The organism is Streptomyces sp. NBC_00209, from assembly GCF_045206345.1.
GTDB lineage: Bacteria > Actinomycetota > Actinomycetes > Streptomycetales > Streptomycetaceae > Streptomyces.
This window is the reverse complement of sequence record NZ_CP108121.1, coordinates 4,037,592-4,056,139: the sequence shown is the minus strand read 5'-3', so window position 1 is coordinate 4,056,139 and position 18,548 is coordinate 4,037,592. Positions and strand designations below refer to the sequence as shown.

16 protein-coding genes and 3 pseudogenes are annotated in these 18,548 nt (G+C 71.6%); 9 read left to right on the top strand and 10 right to left on the bottom strand.

What is annotated here, in order from left to right; genetic code table 11:
* The first annotated feature begins 39 nt into the window (after nt 1-39).
* Nucleotides 40-378 (top strand): ArsR/SmtB family transcription factor, encoded by a 339-nt coding sequence (locus tag OG867_RS18405; RefSeq protein ID WP_382823053.1) that lies wholly within the window; start codon nt 40-42, stop codon nt 376-378.
* 156 nt (nt 379-534) lie between these two features.
* Here the strand turns inward: OG867_RS18405 and OG867_RS18400 are convergent.
* The 8 genes and pseudogenes from OG867_RS18400 to hemL all read right to left on the bottom strand — a co-directional run.
* Nucleotides 535-935 (bottom strand): annotated as a pseudogene (locus OG867_RS18400) (hypothetical protein); the annotation flags it as partial.
* A gap of 97 nt (nt 936-1,032) precedes the next feature.
* The gene (ccsB, locus tag OG867_RS18395) at nt 1,033-2,115 is read right to left on the bottom strand and encodes a c-type cytochrome biogenesis protein CcsB (protein ID WP_406286694.1); all 1,083 of its coding nucleotides are present in this window, start codon (nt 2,113-2,115) and stop codon (nt 1,033-1,035) included.
* A complete protein-coding gene (locus tag OG867_RS18390; protein ID WP_406286692.1) occupies nt 2,112-3,833 on the bottom strand; it encodes a cytochrome c biogenesis protein ResB in 1,722 nt (573 codons plus the stop codon). Before OG867_RS18390 ends, ccsB begins: the two co-directional genes overlap by 4 nt.
* Before the next feature lie 6 nt (nt 3,834-3,839).
* Nucleotides 3,840-4,580 carry a cytochrome c biogenesis CcdA family protein gene (locus tag OG867_RS18385; RefSeq protein WP_406291031.1) on the bottom strand — a complete coding sequence of 247 codons (741 nt, stop codon included), beginning with the start codon at nt 4,578-4,580 and terminating at the stop codon, nt 3,840-3,842.
* 25 nt (nt 4,581-4,605) lie between these two features.
* On the bottom strand, nt 4,606-5,214 hold the full coding sequence (locus OG867_RS18380; RefSeq protein WP_406286690.1) for a TlpA family protein disulfide reductase: 609 nt from the start codon (nt 5,212-5,214) through the stop codon (nt 4,606-4,608).
* Nucleotides 5,215-5,281: 67 nt separating this feature from the next.
* The gene (locus tag OG867_RS18375; protein WP_406286688.1) at nt 5,282-6,553 is read right to left on the bottom strand and encodes a hypothetical protein; all 1,272 of its coding nucleotides are present in this window, start codon (nt 6,551-6,553) and stop codon (nt 5,282-5,284) included.
* Between the two features lie 164 nt (nt 6,554-6,717).
* On the bottom strand, nt 6,718-7,407 hold the full coding sequence (locus OG867_RS18370) for a histidine phosphatase family protein (RefSeq protein WP_328900769.1): 690 nt from the start codon (nt 7,405-7,407) through the stop codon (nt 6,718-6,720).
* Nucleotides 7,404-8,720 (bottom strand): glutamate-1-semialdehyde 2,1-aminomutase, encoded by a 1,317-nt coding sequence (gene hemL / locus OG867_RS18365; RefSeq protein WP_406286686.1) that lies wholly within the window; start codon nt 8,718-8,720, stop codon nt 7,404-7,406. Before hemL ends, OG867_RS18370 begins: the two co-directional genes overlap by 4 nt.
* Nucleotides 8,721-8,850: 130 nt before the next feature.
* Here hemL and OG867_RS18360 point away from each other — a divergent pair, with 130 nt between their 5' ends.
* Together OG867_RS18360 and OG867_RS18355 are read left to right on the top strand one after the other, a co-directional pair.
* Nucleotides 8,851-9,447: a hypothetical protein gene (locus OG867_RS18360; RefSeq protein WP_328900771.1), complete on the top strand. Its 597-nt coding sequence runs from the start codon at nt 8,851-8,853 to the stop codon at nt 9,445-9,447.
* An 81-nt stretch (nt 9,448-9,528) separates the two neighbouring features.
* Nucleotides 9,529-10,476, top strand: a complete 948-nt coding sequence (locus OG867_RS18355) for a helix-turn-helix domain-containing protein (protein ID WP_406286683.1) — start codon at nt 9,529-9,531, stop codon at nt 10,474-10,476.
* Nucleotides 10,477-10,534: 58 nt separating this feature from the next.
* Here OG867_RS18355 and OG867_RS18350 read toward each other — a convergent pair whose 3' ends face one another.
* Nucleotides 10,535-14,215: a S8 family peptidase gene (locus OG867_RS18350; RefSeq protein ID WP_406286681.1), complete on the bottom strand. Its 3,681-nt coding sequence runs from the start codon at nt 14,213-14,215 to the stop codon at nt 10,535-10,537.
* Between the two features lie 243 nt (nt 14,216-14,458).
* Here OG867_RS18350 and OG867_RS18345 point away from each other — a divergent pair, with 243 nt between their 5' ends.
* From OG867_RS18345 to OG867_RS18320, 6 genes and pseudogenes are all read left to right on the top strand, one after another.
* Nucleotides 14,459-14,617: a hypothetical protein gene (locus OG867_RS18345; RefSeq protein WP_328900774.1), complete on the top strand. Its 159-nt coding sequence runs from the start codon at nt 14,459-14,461 to the stop codon at nt 14,615-14,617.
* A gap of 11 nt (nt 14,618-14,628) precedes the next feature.
* Entirely contained in the window at nt 14,629-15,450 is an 822-nt protein-coding gene (locus tag OG867_RS18340) for a DUF6597 domain-containing transcriptional factor (protein WP_406286678.1), read from the top strand.
* 37 nt (nt 15,451-15,487) lie between these two features.
* The gene (locus tag OG867_RS18335; RefSeq protein WP_406286676.1) at nt 15,488-16,027 is read left to right on the top strand and encodes a GNAT family N-acetyltransferase; all 540 of its coding nucleotides are present in this window, start codon (nt 15,488-15,490) and stop codon (nt 16,025-16,027) included.
* Nucleotides 16,028-16,136: 109 nt separating this feature from the next.
* Nucleotides 16,137-16,976, top strand: coding sequence for an NAD(P)H-binding protein (locus OG867_RS18330; RefSeq protein ID WP_328900777.1), 840 nt, complete (start codon nt 16,137-16,139; stop codon nt 16,974-16,976).
* 77 nt (nt 16,977-17,053) lie between these two features.
* Nucleotides 17,054-17,419 (top strand): annotated as a pseudogene (locus OG867_RS18325) (Mut7-C RNAse domain-containing protein); the annotation flags it as partial.
* 165 nt (nt 17,420-17,584) lie between these two features.
* Nucleotides 17,585-17,953: pseudogene (locus tag OG867_RS18320) on the top strand (Mut7-C RNAse domain-containing protein); the annotation flags it as partial.
* Nucleotides 17,954-17,963: 10 nt separating this feature from the next.
* Here the strand turns inward: OG867_RS18320 and OG867_RS18315 are convergent.
* Nucleotides 17,964-18,446, bottom strand: coding sequence for a MarR family winged helix-turn-helix transcriptional regulator (locus tag OG867_RS18315; RefSeq protein WP_406286673.1), 483 nt, complete (start codon nt 18,444-18,446; stop codon nt 17,964-17,966).
* Between the last annotated feature and the right edge of the window lie 102 nt (nt 18,447-18,548).

Genomic DNA, 18,548 nt, shown 5'->3' with positions numbered 1-18,548 from the left:
TCGTAGTATGGTGGGGAAGAGCGAAAGGGGTGAGCGATCGTGACCGCACGGACCACCACGGAGCGCATAACGGACCATCCCGGCGCGGAAGCCATCACCCTGCAAGGAGTGCTGGACGCGCTCGTGGATCCGGTCCGTCGAAGCATCGTGCGCCAACTGGCCCAGGCGCCTGACGACATGGCCTGCGGCACCTTCGACATCTCGGTGTCACGCTCCACGGGCACCCATCACTTCAAGGTCCTGCGTCAGGCCGGCGTCATTCGCCAGTACTACGTCGGCACCTCACGCATGAACGAACTGCGCGACGACGACCTCGCGCGGCTTTTCCCCGGCCTGCTCACAGCAGTCGTCAGCGCGTCGTCGGCCATGGAAAGCTGACTGGGGCCCTGGCCTACATGAGCCCGTCCCTTCTTCACCCCGTGCCGAGCTGCACGTTCGAGGCCATCGTTCACAGCCACTCGTTGATGGCCGCGACGAGAACGGTCGCCTCGTAGCGGACGGCGAGCTTGTCGTATCGCGTAGCGACGGCGCGGGGCCCATCGCCTGCTCGAACGCCCACGCCCGGCCGCGCTCCCACTCCAGCTCGTCGCAGCCCAGCGCCCGGCGGAACACCCGCGCGGGCCCGGGCCCAGCAGGTGCCAGGCGGCCGCCGAAGGCGTTGGTCCCCGGGAGCCAGGTCTGGACGGCCCAGGGCATGGGGTAGCCGGGGCCGGGCGCGCCCAGGGCGACCGGTTCCGGGACGGGGAAGCGGGAGACGCGCGCCAGCGCCTAGGCGGGGTCGGCCCGGCGCAGCGGGAAGCGTGCGGAGAGGCCGGCGCCAATACGGAAAATGGCGTTCACCGTGCCGGTGGAGGCGAGGGGCGGACGGCCTCGCCGGCCCACTGCGGGAACTGGTCGCGGATCAGGGCCGCGACGGTCTCCGTGGTCACGTCCACCTAGTCGTCGTGCATGGTCATGCGCTGTCCCTCCCCCGGGGAAAGCCCGCTGCCCGCCCCGGCGGACCGGTGGCGGGCAGGTGTCGTCGTGCGTACGTCAGACGCCGGCGTACGAGTGCTTGCCGGTGACGAAGATGTTGACGCCGTAGTAGTTGAAGATCCAGCAGCCGAAGGCGATCAGGGCCAGATACGCGGCCTTGCGGCCCTTCCAGCCGGCGGTGGCGCGGGCGTGCAGGTAGGCGGCGTACGCGACCCAGGTGATGAAGGACCAGACCTCCTTGGGGTCCCAGCCCCAGTAGCGGCCCCAGGCGTCGCCCGCCCAGATCGCGCCCGCGATGATCGTGAACGTCCACAGCGGGAAGACCGCGGCGTTGATGCGGTACGAGAACTTGTCGAGGCTCGACGCGGACGGCATCCGGGAGAGCACGGAGTGGGCGAAGGCGCCCGGCTCCTCGCCGTTCGCGAGCTTGTTCTCGTAGCTGTCGCGGAAGAGGTAGATCAGCGTGCCGATGCCGCCGATGAAGAAGACCGCGCCGCAGATGATGGCGGTGGAGACGTGGATCCACAGCCAGTACGAGTGCAGCGCCGGCACCAGCTGGTCGCTGGAGGTGTAGAGCACCGTGGTCGCGAGGCCGAGGTCCAGCAGGATGGCCGTGACCAGGATCAGGCCCATCCAGCGGACGTTCTTCTTCAGCGCGAGCAGGATCAGGTACGCGCCGACCGCCACCGTGGAGAAGGTGACGGAGAACTCGTACATGTTGCCCCAGGGGGCACGCTGCACGGACAGTGCGCGGGCGACGACACCGGCCGCCTCGATCAGGAACGCCAGGACGGTCAGCGAGACCGCCATCCGCCCGTAGAGGTCGCCCTTGAAGGTGCCGCCCGCGGCGCCGGGCCCGTCCGGGACGTCACGCGAACCGGCCGCGGCGCGGGTGACGATCTTCGGCCGCTCCAGTACGGCGGTCGCACCGCCCTTCGCGGCGACCTGGACCTTCACCGTGCCGGCGGAGCCCTGCTCGGCGGTCAGCTCGGCGGCGGTGCGGCCGACCTTGCTGCGGCTGCCGAACACCCACTCCGCGATGTGCGCGAAGAAGGCCAGGGTGTAGACGGCCATGGACGAATAGATCAGCACATTGCTGGTGTGTGCCAGGTTCTCGTTGGTTGCGGCGGCGAGATTCACTTCCCAGCCCCTTCGGCGGGTTCTACGGAGGACGCCTCGGCGACGTCGCTGTCGGTGCCGGGCGCGGTGGGCGCCTCGGCGTTGAGCGTGACCGCGAGGTCGGCCAGCTCCTCGGGAAGCTTCGCGGACTCGCTGCGGCCGAGCCCGGCCATCTCGACCACGGTGACGCCGTCGGCGCCGCGTACGGCCCGGATCCAGACGCGTCGGCGCTGGATGAACAGGGAGCCGGCGAGTCCGGCGATGGCGGCGACGGCGCCGGTGAGCGCCCAGCCGCTGGCGGGCTGCTTGGAGATCTGGAAGCTCGCCCACTCCTGAAGGCCCTCGAAGGTGATGGAGCCGGCCCCGTCGGGCAGCTTCATCGTCTCGCCGGCGAGGAGGCGCTGCTTGAGCTGCTTGCCGTCGGCGTCCTTGAACTCCTTCATCTTGCTGGTGTCCAGCTGGTACACGTTCTGCGCGATGCCGGAGTCGACGCCGATGAAGCCGTGGTAGCCGTTGAGCGCGAGGACGGGGAAGTCGGCGGCGGGGAACTGGGACCACATGGTGCCCTTGCCCTTGCCCGCGAAGGTCGGCACGAAGAACGCCTGGAAGCCCAGCTGCTCGGTCTTGCCGTTCTTGTCGCGGTAACCGTCGAGCACCTTGATGGCGCCGCTCGACGTGACGTTGTTGTCGAGGGGCAGCAGCGGGACGGCCGACTTGAAGATCTCCTTGCCCCGGCCGTCCTTGACGGAGATGACGGGCGCGTAGCCGTGGGCGTTGAGGTAGACCTTGGTGCCGTCGACGACGAGGGGTTCGTTGACCTTGATGACCTTCTTCTGCGGCTTGCCGTACGCGCCGTCGGAGAAGGTCACGCGCGCCTCGTACGTACGCGGGGTGCCGATCTGCGGCCCCTTGCGCTCGTACGTGCCGACGAAGTCGTCCAGGGTGAAGCTGAACGGGGTCAGCGAGTCGTCGTCGTACAGCGAGCCGGATTTGAAGTTGTCGTACTGGGTGATCGTGTTGGAGAAGCCGTCGCCCTCGACGACCAGCTTGGCGCCCTCATACTTGAAGAGCTGGCCCCAGGCGAAGGCGACGAGCATCACGATGAGCGCGACGTGGAACATCAGGTTGCCGGCCTCGCGCAGGTAGCCCTTCTCGGCGGCGACGGCGTCTCCGGCGAGGTGGGCTCGGTAGCGGCGCTTGCGGACCATCGCGAGCGCGGCCTCGTGGACCTTCTCCGGTTCGGCCTCGGTGCGCCAGGTGGTGTACGCGGGCAGCCGGGTGAGGCGCCCCGGGGCGCCCGGCGGGCGGCTGCGGAGCTGGCCGACGAAGGTGGCGGTGCGCGGGACGATGCAGCCGATGAGCGAGACGAACAGCAGGATGTAGATCGCGGAGAACCACACGGAGCTGTAGACGTCGAAGAACTGGAGCTTCTCGTAGATCGGCGTGACGACGGTGTGCGCGTCCTTGAACGTCTGCACCTTCAGCTCGTCCACGCTGTTCTGCGGGATCAGCGAGCCGGGGATGGCGCCGAGCGAGAGCAGGAAGAGCAGGATCAGCGCGACCCGCATGGAGGTGAGCTGGCGCCAGAACCAGCGGATCCAGCCGATGACGCCCATGGCGGGGAGGTTCGCCAGGGTCTCCTCGCGGGGGGCGGTGGAGAGCTGGGAGCCGGCGGCGCCGAGCTCAGCCGCGTTCTCCTGGTCCCGCTCCTGGGAGCGGTTGGAGGTGGTGTTGCTCATTGGTACTCAGATCCCCACCTGGAAGCCGTTCGACCAGCCCTGTAGTTCCTGCATCATGCTGCCCCACGCGCCTGTGAGCAGGAGCAGCCCGGTCACGATCATCATTCCGCCGCCGACGCGCATGACCCAGGCGTAGTGGCGCTTGACCCAGCCGAACGCTCCGAGTGCCTTGCGGAAGGCGACGGCGGCGAGCACGAAGGGGATGCCCAGGCCCAGGCAGTAGGCCACGGTCAGTATGGCGCCGCGTCCGGCGGTGCCCTGGTTCATCGCGAGGATGGACACCGAGCTGAGCGTGGGCCCGAGGCACGGGGTCCAGCCGATGCCGAAGAGGGCGCCGAGCAGCGGGGCGCCGACCAGGCCGGTCACCGGCTTCCGGTGGATACGGAATTCGCGCTGCGTCATCCACGGCATGAGGCCCATGAAGAAGACGCCCATGAGGATCATCAGCACCCCGAGCACCTTGGTGAGGGGCCCGCTGTTGGCCTGGAGGGTGTCGCCGAAGTAGCCGAAGAGGGCGCCGCCGGAGACGAAGACGGCGGTGAAGCCGGCGACGAACAGCGAGGCGCCCGCGACCATCCGGCCGCGCCGGGCCTCGGCGAGGTCGGCGCCGCTGACCCCGGTGACGTAGCTGAGGTAGCCGGGGACGAGCGGCAGGACGCAGGGCGAGAAGAAGGAGACGAGCCCGCCGAGCAGGGCGATGGGCAGGGCGACCAGCAGGGCACCGTTCAGGACGGTGTTGTTCTGCATGGCTGCGGCGAGGGTGCTCACCTGATCACTTCTCCGCGATCAGCGGGTCGAGCATCTTGTGCAGATCGGTGTCGTCCATCGGACCCACGAAGCGGGCGGCGAGCTTGCCGTTCCGGTCGATGACGACGGTCGACGGGATGGACTGGAGCCGGAAGGTGCCCTTGGGGAAGCGCAGCAGGAGCTTCCCGGTCCGGTCGTAGAAGCTGGGGTAGGGGGTCCCGTGGCTCTCTTCGAACTGCGCGGCGTTGCTCTTGGAGTTGTCGCGGGTGTTGATGCCCACGAACTGCACACCCTTGTCCTTCGTGTCCTCGGCGACCTGCTTGAAGTACTTCGCTTCGAGCCGGCAGGGGGCGCACCAGGAGCCCCAGGCGTTGAGGACGATGATCTTGCCCTTGTAGTCGGCGAGATCGAGCTGCTTGCCGTCCACGGTCTCGCCGTCGAGTTCCGGTGCGTCGGCGCGCTCGCCCTCGGGCGCGGTGGCGATGCCGCCGCTGCCCGTGACGAAGTTGGTGTCGCCGCCGCCGCTGGTCTTGGTGCCGGAGTCGCACGCGGTCAGCGTGACGGCGAGGGCGGCGGCCGCCAGGGGGGCGGCGAGCAGCGTGAAGCGGCGTCGGGGTGCGCGGCCATGGCTCATGTGAAAAGTTTCGCATGGCCGTTCCGGGGATCTTGGGCACCCCCCTCGGTGCCCGTAAAGCCCGTTGTCAGGCTCGTTTAAAGAAGGTGTTCCAGCCGCCCGCGGGTGCTTCGCCGACCTGGAGTGTACGCAGCTTGTCGAGGACCGCCGGGTCCTGGACGTCGAGCCAGTCCACGAACTGCCGGAACGAGACGAGGCGCACATCCGGTTTCCCGGCGATGTGCTTGAACGCTTCCTCGACGGCGTCCATATAGATGCCGCCGTTCCACTCCTCGAAGTGGTTTCCGACGTAGAAGGGCGCGCGGTTCGTCTCGTAGGCGCGCTTGAATCCGCTGAGGTAGGACTGCGTGGCCTGTTCGCGCCAGCCGGGATAGCGGGAGGGCATTCCCTTGGTCGAGTTCTGCGACTGGTTGGCGAGGATGTTGTAGTCCATGGAGAGGACTTCGAAGGTGTGCCCGGGGAAGGGGATGCCCTGGAGGGGCAGGTCCCAGACGCCCTGGCGTTTGACGGGCCAGACCTGGGTGCCGCCGGGCGAGCTGGCGTCGTAGCGCCAGCCGAGCTTCTTGGCGGTGGGCAGCAGGTTGTCCTGGCCGAGGAGACAGGGGGTGCGGCCGCCGACGAGTTCCTTGCGGTAATCGAAGGGGAGCGATTCCTCGTCGTTCCAGCCGGTGTTGGTGCGCCATTGGGTGACGAAGGAGATCGCCTGGTCGATTTCGCTCTGCCACTGGGCGGGGGTCCAGTTGCCGACCGATCCGGAGCCGGCGCAGAAATGCCCGTTGAAGTGGGTGCCGATCTCGTGGCCGTCGAACCACGCCTGCCGGACGTTCTTCAGCGTCTCCTTGAGGTGGGCATCGGTGAGATAGCCGATGTCGGAGGCGCCGACCGGGTTGTTCGGCGGGCGGTAGAGCGTTTTCTTCGATTCCGGCAGGAGATAGAGGCCGGAGAGGAAGAAGGTCATCGACGCGTCGTGTTCCCGGGCGAGTTCGAGAAAGCGCGGGAAGAGCCCGTTGCCGACCTCGCCGGCCCCGTCCCAGGAAAAGATCACGAACTGCGGCGGCTTCTGCCCGGGTTCCAGCGGCACGGGGGCCTGCGGCTGCTTCGGCTGCTTTCCGGTGTAGGCGGTGGAACCGTCACCGATGGCGCGGACGTCCTTCTTGTTCCCGGTGCCCTTCGAGGTTCCACCGGCCGCCTTCTGCCCGGCGGCGCCCTTGTCGGGGCTCGGGCTTCCGTCTCCGGCGCCGGGGCCGGAGGAGCCGGTGGTGCCGCACCCCGCCATTCCGGCGGCGGCCGCGGCACCGAGACCGGCTCCGAGCAATCCCCTTCGGCTGATCTCACGCATGCGGCTTCCCATCTGCGGTCGTTTTGCCTGAAGTCCATACAAACTGGCAATCGCTTAGATGGGAGGAGCCACACGGAGGTTCCCCCGGATAGCACAAAATTCTTTACGAAACCAGCCCCGGACGTTGACCGAACAGAGGTACTAGCTCCGACCTCCGGGGGGCGCTACGCGCCGAATCCCTTCGAGGCACCCTTCACCGGCTTCGCGCCGGCCCGCAGGTGCGCGGGGACCAGATCGCGGGCCGGCTCCGCGTAGCCGACGGAGACGATCTTGTCGCCCCGGTACGTGAAGCTGGTCAGCGAGGCGAGGGTGCACTGCCGCTTGCGCGGGTCGTGCCAGAGCCGCCGCCGCTCCACGAAGCTGCGGACGATCCAGATCGGCAGCTGGTGGCTGACGCAGACCGCCTCGTGCCCCCGGGCCGCGTCCCGCGCCGCGTCGAGCGCGCCCATCATGCGGACGACCTGCTCGATGTACGGCTCGCCCCAGGACGGGCGGAACGGGTTCGTCAGGTGCTTCCAGTTGTCCGGCTTGCGCAGCGCGCCGTCGCCGACGCCGAAGGTCTTGCCCTCGAAGACGTTGGCGGCCTCGATGAGCCGTTCGTCCGTGGCGAGGTCCAGGCCGTGCGCCTTGGCGATCGGGGTCGCGGTCTCCTGGGCGCGCTCCAGCGGGGACGCGACGGCGTACGTGATGTCGCGCTTCTCCAGGTGCTCGGCGACCCGGTCGGCCATCTCCCGGCCCAGCTCGGAGAGGTGGTACCCCGGCCGGCGCCCGTACAGCACGCCCTCCGGGTTGTGCACCTCGCCGTGGCGCATCAGGTGGACCACGGTGATGTCGTCGGGATTCTTCTCGCTCATGCGGTGGCCTCCGAGGCGGCGCGGGCGGCGGCCGGCAGGGCGGCGGCGATGCGCTCGACGGCCTGCGGGTCGTGGGCGGTGGACACGAACCAGGACTCGAACGCGGACGGCGGGAGGTAGACGCCCTGCGCCAGCATCGAGTGGAAGAACGGGGTGAAGCGGAAGGCTTCCTGCCGCTTGGCGTCCTCGTAGTCACGGACGGGCCCGTCCGTGAAGAAGACGGAGAACATGTTGCTCGCGGCCTGAACGGTGTGCGCAACGCCCTCCTTGTCCAGGGCGGCGCTCACCAGACCCCGGATCTCGGCGGAGACCGCGTCCACCTTCGCGTACGCGGCGTCGTCCAGCAGCCGCAGCTGCGCGAGGCCGGCGGCGGTGGCGACCGGGTTCCCGGACAGCGTGCCCGCCTGGTAGACCGGGCCGGCCGGGGCCAGGTGCGCCATCACGTCGGCGCGCCCGCCGAACGCCGCGGCCGGGAAGCCGCCGCCCATGACCTTGCCGAAGGTCATCAGGTCCGGGCGGACCCCGTCGACGCCGTACCAGCCGGCCTTCGACGTACGGAATCCGGTCATCACCTCGTCGGAGATGTACAGCGCCCCGTTGGCGGCGCAGAGCTCCTTGAGCCCCGCGTTGAACCCGTCCAGCGGCGGGACGACGCCCATGTTGCCGGGCGACGCCTCGGTGATCACGCACGCGATCTCGCCGGGCCGCGCGGCGAACGCGGCGCGCACGGCGTCCAGGTCGTTGTACGGCAGCACGATCGTGTCGCCCGCCTGAGCGCCGGTGACCCCGGGGGTGTCCGGCAGCCCGAAGGTCGCGACGCCGGACCCGGCCGCGGCGAGCAGGGCGTCCACATGGCCGTGGTAGCAGCCGGCGAACTTCACGACCTTGGCCCGGCCGGTGAACCCGCGGGCGAGGCGGATCGCGGACATCGTCGCCTCGGTCCCCGACGACACCAGCCGCACCTGCTCGACCGGCTCGACCCGCGCGACGATCTCCTCGGCGAGCGCGACCTCGCCCTCGCCGGGCGTACCGAACGAGGTGCCGCGGGCGACGGCCTCCTGGACTGCGGCGATCACCTCGGGGTGGGAGTGGCCGAGGATCATCGGCCCCCACGAGCACACGAGGTCGACGTACTCCCGTCCGTCGGCGTCGGTCAGGTACGGACCGGTACCGGACACCATGAACCGGGGCGTACCGCCCACGGCCCGGAAGGCACGGACAGGAGAGTTCACGCCGCCGGGCGTCACGAGGGACGCGCGGTCGAAAAGCGTCTGCGAAACTGGGGCGTCATAGGGAAAGCTCACACATGCCATGGTGTCAGAGCCACGGACGGTCTTTGCGGACAGGTGTTTCACCGCACGCCCGTGGGGGAGGTCACTGACACGATGATCGGGTTGCACGGCGGGGGCTGTGCCTCCTAGTGAGTAGTCGGGTGGATGAGATATGCATCGCGGTGGCGGAGTGGGCGAAGGGACCGACAGCCCGGGGCCCGAGCCTGCCCGGCGTGGCCGGCACCGGCGGCGCGAGGCTGAGCACACGCAGGGCATACAGGCCGGTGAGGCGCGGACAGGCGGCGGAGCCGGGAGCGGGAGTGGTGGCCGGGTGGGGGTGACCTACAAATATTTCGGTGCTCCCGACGGAGCCACCGCGGCACGCGTGCCCATCTCCATGCGCCCCGAGGAGCTCGGCGGCGACGAGCTCGGCATGGGCGGCATGTTCACCAAGATCAAGCCGGAGACGGTGGCCGCGATGGTCCTCACCGGCATACAGGGCATACCTCTGCACAAGGTCCCCCCGCTCGAACTGGTCGTCCTGCACCCCGACTACGCGGTGGTCAAGCTCCCCATGACCGTGGTCGACCCGCTGCGCGGCGTCGGCGAGGAGTCGGTGGGCGCCGCCGCCTTCATCTGGTCCACGGTCCCGGACCGCGGCGGCCCGCGCGACGCGTTCAACGTCTACCAGCTGCTCCACGAGTGGCAGGACTTCTCGCACCGGCTGCACGACGCGGGGCATCAGGCGTATTGCCTGGTGTGGCCGTGACGGGACGGCCGGGAAGACGGCCTGCGACACTTCTGCCGCGTCGGTTCGACACATGTATACAGCGCGGAAGTGGGGGCGGCCATGGGCCTGGAGGATCTCGGGCTCACCGCCGATGAGGCCGCCGTCTACCAGGCGCTGATCGCGCTGCCCTCGTCCGCCCGCCGGGAACTGGCCCCCGCGGCCGGGCTGGGCGAGGAGCGAACGGGCGACGCCCTGCACGCCCTGGTGGAACGGGGGCTGGTCCTGCGGGTCTCCGACGGGCAGCGCTACGCGGCCGCCCCGCCGGCCGTCGCTCTCGGGGTCGAACTCGCCGCCCGGCGTGAACGCCTCCAGCGCGCCGAGCTGACCGTGGCACGGCTGGCGGAGACCTACCGGACGACGACCGCCGACCGGGCGCAGCGCGATCTCGTGGAGATCGTCGAGGGCACCGAGGCGATCCGCACCCGTTACCTCCAGCTCCAGCTGTCGGCGCGCAGCACCATCGACATCTTCTCGGCGGGCACTCCCCAGGCGGTCACCCCGGCGGACAGCGCGGAGGTGACGGCCATCTCCCGGCACGTGCGGGTGCGGGCCGTGGTCGATCAGGGGTTCCTGAGCGAACCGGGCGCGTCCGACGAGGTCGCGCAGTCCCTGGCCGACGGGGTCGAGGTGCGTACGGTCACCGAGGTCCCTTACAAGCTGATCCTGTGCGACGGAGCGGTGGCCATGCTGCCGCTCCACGGGCGCGAGGCGGATGTGGACCCGGCGGTGCTGCTCCGCGGCGGTCTGGCGCATGTGGCACGGGAGCTGTTCGAGCAGGTGTGGCAGCGTTCGCGCCCCTACCAGGAGCAGCCGCACGCCGGCATCGACACGGTCGACGCCCACATCCTGCGGCTCCTGCTCGCCGGTCTCACGGACACGGCGGTGGCCGGGCAGGTACGGCTGTCGGTCCGTACCGTGCAGCGCAGGCTCCAGGCGCTCATGGCCAGGGCCGACGCCACGACGCGCCTGCAGCTCGGCTGGTACGCGAGGGACCGGGGCTGGGTGTGACGGAGGCGGGGGCGGCCCGGTGTGCCGGGCCGCCCCCGCCTCCGTGTGCTCCGCCCGGTCAGCGCAGCGTGACCGCCCTGATGACGTCCTGCCGGACCGAGAGTCCGCCGGGTGCCGTGGCGGTGGCGCGCAGCGAGACCGCGGTGGCGTGGCGCGGCGTGGGGAAGGCCGCCGTCCAGCGGCCGTCGCCGGTCCGCTTCGGCTTCGCGTCCTGCCAGGTCGCCCCGTCGTCGTACGACACCTGGAGCGTGGCCGTCCGCGCCGGCACGTCACCGGGGAAGGTGGCCGCGCTCAAGCCGATCGTGAGGCGCTTGCCCGCCCGGACCGTGCCCTGGAGGTCCGTGTCCACGTCATAGCCGAGGTTCAGCAGCGGCAGGTCCGCGCGGCCCGGCCCGTCGGCGGACAGCGGCGCGTAGTCGAAGCCCCAGGTGGTCGCCGTACGGGTCGAAGTGGACCAGGCGGACCCGGAGGAGCGTTCACCGGTCAGGGTCAGCTCGTAGGGGCCCGCCGCCAGGTTCGACGCGCGGCCCGCCCGGGAGTTGAACGCCGCCACCTGGGTGCCGCCGCGCGTGAGGGTGGAGCGGGCCGTGCCGCCGAAGCCGCTGTGGCCGTCGCTGCCGCCCGAGAGGACCGGGATGTTCCAGTTCAGGGTGGAGCGGGTGTGGTAGACGACGTAGTCACTGCCGAGGCGGGGGGCCTGGACGGGCTTGAACCAGGCCCCGCCGTAAGACCGCCCGGCGGAGTAGGACGCGGCGTAGCCGCTCTCGCGGTAGCCGGCCGCCGCGCCCAGGCCCTCGTGCTGCTCCCACCAGGTGCCCAGGGCCCCGGTCCCCGGGGTGACGTACTCGGTGACGGTGCGTCCGTAGCGCTCGTAGAAGTCGCCGCCCAGGGCGGGGCCCCACGCCGGGACGAAGTAGCGCCCGCCGAAGCCGGCCGTCCCTTCCGGCGCGTAGAAGCTGTTGTCCACCCGGGCGAGGTCGTGTTCGCGGGGGCGGTAGGCCAGCGCCTTCTCCGAGATGCGGTCCTGGAACTTCTGCACCAGGTCGTACGTGTAGTCCGGGAACTGCCGCTGCGTGATTGCCAGCTTCCCGCGGCCGGTCCGGGCCTCGGCGATCAGCCGGGCTCCCGCCGTGTGCTCCACCGAGGCGACCGTGACGTCGCCGCCGCCGGTGTAGGACTGGTAGAGCCTGCCGGGTGCGTCGTTGACGACCAGCAGCATCGCGGCGCCCGCGTCGGCTGCCGCCTTCGCGCGCACGCCTGCCGACACCGCGTCGCTCCGGTCGATGACGACCGCCTTGCCGCGCGCGTCGAGCTCCGCGTAGTCGGCTGCCGCGCCCTGACCCGCGTAGACCGTGCGCAGGGTACGGGTTCCGTCGTGGAACACGGTCTCCGGCTGGGCGAGCAGGGCGACGTCCCGGCCGCTGCCCGTGCGCGCGTCGAGGGCCTTCTGCCGCATCCGCCAGTGCAGGAACCCGTCCAGGGAACCGTCGGCGGGCTTGGCGGTGGGCGTCAGGTACACGGAGTCGTACGCGATCGGCAGTTGCATGGAGCTGGACCAGTCGTGGTCCGCAGCCCCGGCGTAGTCGCGCGCGAGGCCGAAGACCGCGGCGATCGTCTCGCTCTTCCGCTCCGGCAGCGCGTACGCCTTGCGCGCCTCGCTCGCGTCGAGGGTGACGGTCGCGCCCGGGTGGTCCGGGCCGAGCGAGACCTCGGGCGCGATCAGGAACGCCTTGCCGAGCGAGTCGGGGCTGTCACCGGGAATGTCCATGTACGACGAGGAGGTGTAGCGGCCCGGCGGCAGGCGCAGGGTCCGCTCGCCGGTGACATCGAGGTACGCGGGCGAGGTGGAGGCCGGGTCGTAGAGGACGACCGAGTCCGTGGCGGGCTTGCCGTCGCGGTCCTTCACCTTGATGGTGAGGTCGTACATCTCCCGCTCCTTGAACAGAGCGAACCCGGTGTGGGCGACCACGGCGCCGGTGGCGGCGTCGGTGGCCGCGACCTGGCCGGAGAAGGTGGTGCCCGCCGGGACCTTCGACGGGTCGAGGGTCAGCGTGACGTCGGCGGTGGAGCCGGCGGGGAGCGAGACCCGGGAAGCCGACAGCGTGTAGGCGTCGTCGTCGGTACCGGTGGCGAGGTCGAGCGTGACGTCCCGGTCACCGTCGTTGCGGTAGGTGATCGTGCGGGCGGTCGGCTTCGCGTCGGCGTTCGGCCATGTGTAGGCGGCGGCCTCGACCGAGCCGATCGCCTCGATCACGGAGTCCACGGCGGCGGCCGCGTCGATGCGGCCGGTGCCCACCTCGTACGGGCTCTGCGCGGTCCGCTCGGAGGTCGTCATCAGCGCGTTCTTGATGCGCTCGCCGCTCCAGTCGGGGTGGCGCTGCTTGAGGATCGCCGCCGCGCCCGAGACGAGCGGGGTGGCCATCGACGTACCGCTCATCGTGCGGTACAGGCCCCCCGTCCAGCCCGGTACGGACTGCGAGGCGGCGGCGGTGACGTCCACGCCCGGCGCCGAGACGTCCGGCTTCAGGCGGTGGCTGCCGTCCAGTGGCCCCTGGCTGGAGAACTCGGCCCGCTGGTCGCGCCCGTCGACGGCCCCCACGGTCAGCGCGGCGGCCGCGGCGCCCGGGGCACCGATGCTGCCCGGGTCGTAGGCGTTGCCGGCGGCGATCACGTAGAGCGGGCCGCCGTCGGCCGAGAGGGCGTCCACGGCCCGCGACATGGGGTCGTCGCCGTCGGACGGTATGGAGGAGCCCAGGCTCATCGAGACGATGTCCGCACCCTGGGCCTTCGCCCATTCCATGCCGGCGATCGACGCGGAGTCCGCGCCGGACCCCGAGTCGCCGAGCACCTTGCCGACGAGCAGCCGGGCGCCGGGGGCGGCGCCCTTCTCCGTGCCGTCGGACGCGGCACCGGTGCCCGCGATGGTGGACGCCACGTGGGTGCCGTGGCCGTTGCCGTCGTCCACGGCCTGACCGTCTACGAAGCTCTGGGACGCCTCGACCTGGCCCACGAGATCCGGGTGGTCGAGGTCGGCGCCGGTGTCGAGGACGGCGATCCTGACGCCCTTGCCGTCGTAGCCCTTCTGCCAGGCGGCGTTCGCCTTGATCTGCGTGGTGTCGTCGGCGAGCGAGGCCGTCACCCGGCCGTCGAGCCAGAGCTTGCCGATGCCTCCGGCCAGGGCGTCCGGGGCCGCGCCCGGGGCGACGTCCTTCCAGAAGGCCCGGGCGTGACGCTTGTCGGCGCGCAGCGCGCTCGCGTCGATCGAGTCGAGCGTGCGCACCCGGGTCGCGCCCTCGGGCGTGGCCGGGGGCCTGGCCGAACGGCCGCGCCCGGAGCCCGTCGCGATCAGCGGCACGGAGCCGTAGCGGGCGTCGTCGTACCCCATCGCCACCAGACCGGTGACGTCGAACAGGCGCGGGTCCAGCTTGTCGGCGGCCAGCAGGGGCATGGCCTGCTCCGGCACCACGAAGGTGTGCCCGCTCTGGGTCTGCACGTGCACACCGCCCTTGGCGCCGTCCACGGGATCGACCGTCACGACGTCGTGGTCGCCGGGCAGGTCGGTGTAGTGGACGACGTCGCCGGTGACCAGGGTGATGTCGTACGACGTGCCGGTGGAACCGCTCGCCGTCGGGGTGGCGGCGGGGCCGGCAGCCGCAGCCGGTACGCCGGCCCATCCGGTGAGCGCCATGGTCAGCGCTGTGGCGGCCGGGAGGTACCGGCGCCTGGATATGGATCTCATGGCATCGGTTTAGCGAGCGTGGCCCTGCCCTGCACAGGGGTGGCCGGTGTCGGATCGCCGTCATGGCGGAAACCGGACGGTCGCCCGAGGTGGTCCGCGTCAACACCCCGACCTGCGGTCACGTGCTCGAAGGACACATGTAGGGCCAGCCATATCCGGCCATTCAATGGCCGAAGAATGATCTTCAGTCGCCCCGTCCGCCCTGCCGATGCAGGAGGCACCGCCCTCCCGAAGGAGGCTGCCATGGGCGACACACTCCTGACCCTGTCCATCCCCGCGCTGCTCCTCGCCAGCGGCCTCCACACGGTGGCGAGCACCTGGTGGCGGCGCAGGCATCCCGCGCCGCCCTCCCCGTACACCCAGCAGGCCGCGCGACTGGCCGAGGGCCGGGAGCGCACCTAGGATCACCCGTCGTGGCCGGTCAGGAAGGCCCCCGGCGCGACACCCGGGGCATCGTCGACGCGCCCGAACTGTTCGCGCACGTACAGTTCCGGCGCCGCGAGCCCGCGCCCGGGCTGCGGCCGTATCTGGAGCACTACTGGCTCATGGACTGGGACCTCACCCAGCCGTACGCCTCGCACCTCGTCCCGCACCCGAGCGTCAACCTCGTCTTCGAGCGGTACGCGGGCTGCGGCGACGAGGAGGCGGGATACGCCGAGGTCTCGGGCATCGGCCTGGAGCTGTTCACGCAGAAGCTGGAGGGGCGCGGGCGGGTCTGCGGGGTGCAGTTCCGGCCGGGCGGCTTCCGGCCGTTCGCGCCCGGGGCGCCCGTCTCGCGGTGGACGGGCCGGCGCCTCCCGGCGGCCGACGTGTTCGCACCGCCCGCCCCGCCCGCCGCCGTGCTGGACCCGGCGGCCGAGGACGACCGGGTCGCCGCGCTCGACGCGTACCTGCTGGCGCTCGCCCCCGGGCCCGACCCGCGCGCCGATCTCGCGATGGCCCTGGTGGACCTGGTGCGCACCGACCGCACGATCCTGCGCGTGGACGGACTCGCCCGCGCCGAGGGCGTGTCGGCGCGCTCGCTGCAACGGCTGTTCGCCGCGTACGTGGGGGTCGGCCCCAAGTGGGTCATCCTGCGCTACCGCATCCACGAGGCGCTGGAACGCGCCGGGGCGGACCCGGACGTGGACTGGGCGGGCCTCGCCGCCGACCTCGGCTACAGCGACCAGGCGCACCTGGTCCGGGACTTCACGGCGACGCTCGGCGTCCCGCCCACGGCTCTGGGTCCCCGCTGAGACCCCCGTTGTCAGTGCCGCGTCCTACAGTGCGGTCATGGCCGATGTGCAGCGCACCACCGTCTCATCCGTACGGATCGAGCCCTGGTCGGACGACGACCTGGACCTCCTCCGCCGCGCCAACGCACCGGAGCTGATGGCCCATCTGGGCGGGCCCGAGACGGAGGAGCAGCTCATGGCGCGCCATGCCCGTTACGTCGCGCTCAGCGCCGACCGGACGGGACGGGGCCGGATGTTCCGCGTCGCCCTGGCCGGTGAGGCGGAGGCCGCGGGCACCATCGGCTTCTGGGAGCGGCCCTGGCGGGACCAGGAGGTGTACGAGACGGGCTGGACGGTCCTGCCGGAGTTCCAGGGCCGGGGCATCGCGTCGGCCGCGACCCGCGCGGTGGCCGACGCGGCGCGCGCCGAGCACAAGCACCGCTATCTGCACGCCTACCCGTCCGTGGAGAACGGCCCGTCGAACGGCGTCTGCCGCAAGGCCGGCTTCACGCTGCTCGGCGAGTGCGAGATCGAGTACCCGCCCGGCCACCCGCTCCTCACCCACGACTGGCGGCTGGACCTGCGCGCGGACGACTGACGCCGGAGTACGCAGGAGGCGGATTTACGCGTTTGACGGGTGCTGCCGCCTCCTGGATATTTAGCTGCATCGCGCAATCTATGCGTGGCGCATTCACCCGAGGAGACCCATGCTCACACTCGTCACCGGATGCCGCGGCCGCGTCGGCGCCGCGCTCACCGCCCTGCTCCACCAGGGCGGCCACCCCGTCCGCGCCGCCTCGCGCAACGCCGCCGAGCTGACCCCGCCGCCCGGCGTCCCCGCCGTGACCTGCGACCTCGGCGACCCCGGCACGTTCCCCGCCGCCCTGGAGGGCGTCGACTCCGTCTTCCTGTACGCGGAACCCGCGCACATCGACGCCTTCCTCACCGCCGCCCGGGCCGCCGGAGTACGCCACATCGTGCTGCTGTCCTCCAGTTCGGTCCTGGTCCCCGACCCGGAGGCCAACCCGATCGCCGCCTCGCACCACGCGGTGGAGCAGGCGCTGCTGGCCTCGCCGCTCACCGCGACCCTGCTGCGCCCCGGCGCCTTCGCCACCAACGCCTACGGGTGGTCGGGCGCCTTCCGCTCCGGGCGCCCCGTCGACCTGCCCTTCCCCCGCAGCGAGGGCAGCCCGATCCACGAGACGGACATCGCCGAGGCCGCCCTCGCCGCGCTCACCGACCCCGCCCTCCAGGGCGCCGCCCACCACCTCACCGGACCCGAATCCCTCAGCGCCGCCGAGCAGGTCCGCGTCCTGGCCGACGCCTCCGGCACCCCGGCCGCCGTCAACGAGGTGACCCCGGCCGCCTGGAAGGAGTCCATGGCGTCGTTCATGCCCACCGAGGTCGCCGACGGGCTGCTCGCCTACTGGGCGGCCACCGACGGCATCCCCGCAGAGGTGGCCGACGGGGTCGAGAAGCTGACCGGCCGCCCGGCCCGCCCCTTCGCCACCTGGGCCGCCGAGCACGCCGCCGCGTTCCGGCCCTGAAGCCGCGCCGACGCCCCGTCTCCGGACCGCCCCCGAAATCCGCGGCGGCGCGCCCGCCCCGATGGCATCCTGGCCCGGTGAACGGACCGGAGATCCACCTCGAAGTCGCCCCCGAGCTCAGGCTCTTCGTGGCCCACGGGCGCCGGCAGGGGCGGACGCCGGTGGCCACCGACGGCTCGTCCACGCTCGGCCATGTCGTCGAGTCCCTGGGCATCCCGCTCACCGAGGCCGGCGAACTCCTCGTGGACGGCCGCCCCGCCCCCGCCTCGCACGTCCCGGCCGCCGGCGAGCTGGTCGAGGTCCGCCCCGTGCCCCGGCCGCAGCACGTGCCGGGGGCGCCCCTGCGCTTCCTGCTCGACGTCCACCTCGGGACCCTCGCCCGGCGGCTGCGGCTGCTCGGCGTCGACGCCGCGTACGAGAGCGAGGACATCGGCGACCCGGCCCCAGGGGGTGTCTTGTCGGTCAGGGCCGGGTCCGCGACGCCTGGCACGGCGCCTCGCCGCGTTGCCGAAACGCCCGAATGGCTCCGCCATGAGGACGCTCCGGCGCCTTGCGATGCACCGCACCAGGCGCCGCGGCCTGACCGACCCTGACCGACAAGACACCCCCTCACCGCGCTCTCCGCGAAGGAGCGGCGCGTCCTGCTCTCCCGGGACCGGGGGCTGCTGCACCGCCGGGAGCTCTGGGCGGGGGCGTACGTCTACAGCGACCGGCCCGACGAGCAGCTGCGGGACGTCCTGGAGCGGTTCGCCCCGGCGCTCGCCCCGTGGACCCGGTGCACCGCCTGCAACGGCCCGCTGACGGAGGCCGACAAGGACACGGTGGGCCCGCACCTGGAACACGGGACGCGCCGTACGTACGACGTGTTCGCGCAGTGCGTGGAGTGCGGGCGGGTCTACTGGCGGGGCGCGCACCACGCCCGCCTGGAGGCGATCGTCGCGGAAGCGGTCCGCGACTTCGGCCCGGTCGCGGGCTGAGGCCCGGGGCTCAGGCGTCGCCCTCCCGCAGCCGCGCGATCTGCGTCGTGCTCAGCTCCACCGTCCGCCGCATGTGGCCGAGCAGCAGGGCCACCTCGTCGTCGCCGTACGCGTCGAACAGCGCGTCCCAGCCGCCGGTCAGCCGCTCCCACACCGCGCCGAACTCCGCCATGCGCTCGGGCACCGTCGCCACGAGCACCCGCCGCCGGTCCGCGGTGTCCCGCGCCCGGGTCACGTAACCCGCCCGCACGAGGCGGTCCACCAGCCGGGTCGCCGAGCCGGTGGTGAGCCCGGTCAGCTCGGCGACGCGGCCCGTGGTGACGGGCGCCGCCTCCAGGCTGAGCAGGTTCAGGCACTGGAGGTCGGTCGGGTGCAGCCCCAGCCGGTCGGCGACGGCCTGGTTGAACAGCGCGTAGGCGGCCATGTAGCGCCGCGACACGACGGACATCTCGGCCAGCAGGGTGCTGCGGCGGGGGGACGGCTTCGGCGGCATGCGGAGAGTGTACGAAGGCCGGGTCGCTGCTCAGCACACGTACGGGTCGCCCGTGGCCAGGGCGAGCGCCCGTGCTCGTTGTTTCCTGCGTCCCGGTCCGTC